Raw genomic sequence first — 1,534 nt, 5'->3', positions numbered from 1 at the left:
GGGTCCTCGTCCAGGTCCAGCAGGACGATCCGCCCCGGGTTCTCCGACTGCGCCGAACGCAGCAGACCCCAGACCGCAGCCGACGCCAGGTCGAGCACATCCTCCTCAGAAGAGACAGCCACCGCACCGCGCGTGACCACCACCAGCCGGGAACCGGCGAACGCCTCCTGCGCCAGACAGCCCTGGATCAGGGCGAGGGCCTTGCGCACGGCGGCCCGGACATCGGCGGCGGACTGCTCCGCACCGCCGCCGAAGCCGAGCGGGAGGAACACGGTCCCGGGAGCCTGGCCCTCGGCGTCGAGGCGCGCTGCCAAGGCGTCCAGATCCTGCGGCGTGTCGACGCCGTGGCCTGCGACGAGCATGGCGGCGGCCAGGCCGAGCCGGTCGGTACCCACGACGGTGTGACGCTCGGCGGCGCCGTCGGCGGGCTCGGGCAGCGGGACGGCGGTCCACTCCACGCCGAAGAGCGAGTCCTTCGGCGCGGCGGCGCGGTTTCCGGCGCTCTGGAGCTGGTCGGCGGCCACCGGACGGAGGGTCAGGTTCTCCACCGAGCAGACCGGCGCGCCCGAGGCGTCGAACGTGGTCAGCGAGACGGAGTCCGGGCCTGCGGGCACGAGCCGCACCCGCAGCGCGGCGGCACCGACGGCGTGCAGCGAGACTCCGGCCCAGGAGAACGGGAGCCGTCCCTGGCGCCGGTCGTCCTGGCTGTCCAGGGAGCTGCCCAGCGCGGTCGCGTGGAGGGCAGCGTCCAGCAGCGCCGGGTGCAGGCCGAAGCCGGACGCGGCTGCGGCCGCCTCCTCCGGCAGGGCGATCTCGGCGAAGACCTCCTCACCGCGTACCCAGGCCGCCCCGAGACCCCGGAAGGCCGGACCGTAGCCGAAGTCGGAATCGGCCAGGCCCTCGTAGAAGCCGGACAGGTCGACCGCCCGGGCGTCGGCCGGCGGCCACACCGCAGGGTCGAAGTCCGCCTGGTGCTCGGCCTCGGCGGCGCCGCGCGAGGAGGAGAGCAGGCCATCGGCGTGCCGGGTCCACGGCTCCTCGTCGTCGGCGTCCTCCGGGCGGGAGTACACCGTCAGCTGCCGCACGCCCGCACCCTCGGGCCGTCCGACCCACAACTGCACCTGGACACCGCCGCGTTGCGGCAGCACCAGCGGCGCCTCCAGGGTCAGTTCCGCCAGCCGGTCACAGCCGACGTGGTCGCCGGCCCGGATCGCCAGTTCGACGAAGGCGGTACCCGGGAGCAGCACGGTTCCACCGACAGCGTGGTCGGCCAGCCAGGGGTGGGACTGGAGCGAGAGCCGGCCGGAGAAGAAGAACCCGTCACCGTCGGCAAGGGCGACCGCGGCCCCCAGCAGCGGGTGGTCGGCAGATCCCAGACCGATCGCACGGGCGTCGCCCACGAGCGGTGCGGTGCGATCGATCCAGTACGCCTGACGCTGGAAGGCGTAGGTGGGCAGGTCGACGCGCTGCGCGCCGGTACCCGCGAAGACCGCCTGCCAGTCGAGCTTGGCACCACGGACGTGCAGCTGCGCCA

Annotated in this window: 1 protein-coding gene; it reads right to left on the bottom strand. The window is 74.2% G+C overall.

The window, feature by feature from the left end; genetic code table 11:
* The coding region (locus UK12_RS32535) for a polyketide synthase dehydratase domain-containing protein (protein WP_045306813.1) at nucleotides 1-1,534 on the bottom strand (1,534 nt) is incomplete at both ends.

The sequence above is a fragment of the Saccharothrix sp. ST-888 genome (assembly GCF_000955975.1).
Lineage (GTDB): Bacteria > Actinomycetota > Actinomycetes > Streptomycetales > Streptomycetaceae > Kitasatospora.
The sequence above is the reverse complement of the archived record's forward strand: the minus strand, read 5'-3'. Positions and strand labels throughout refer to the sequence as shown.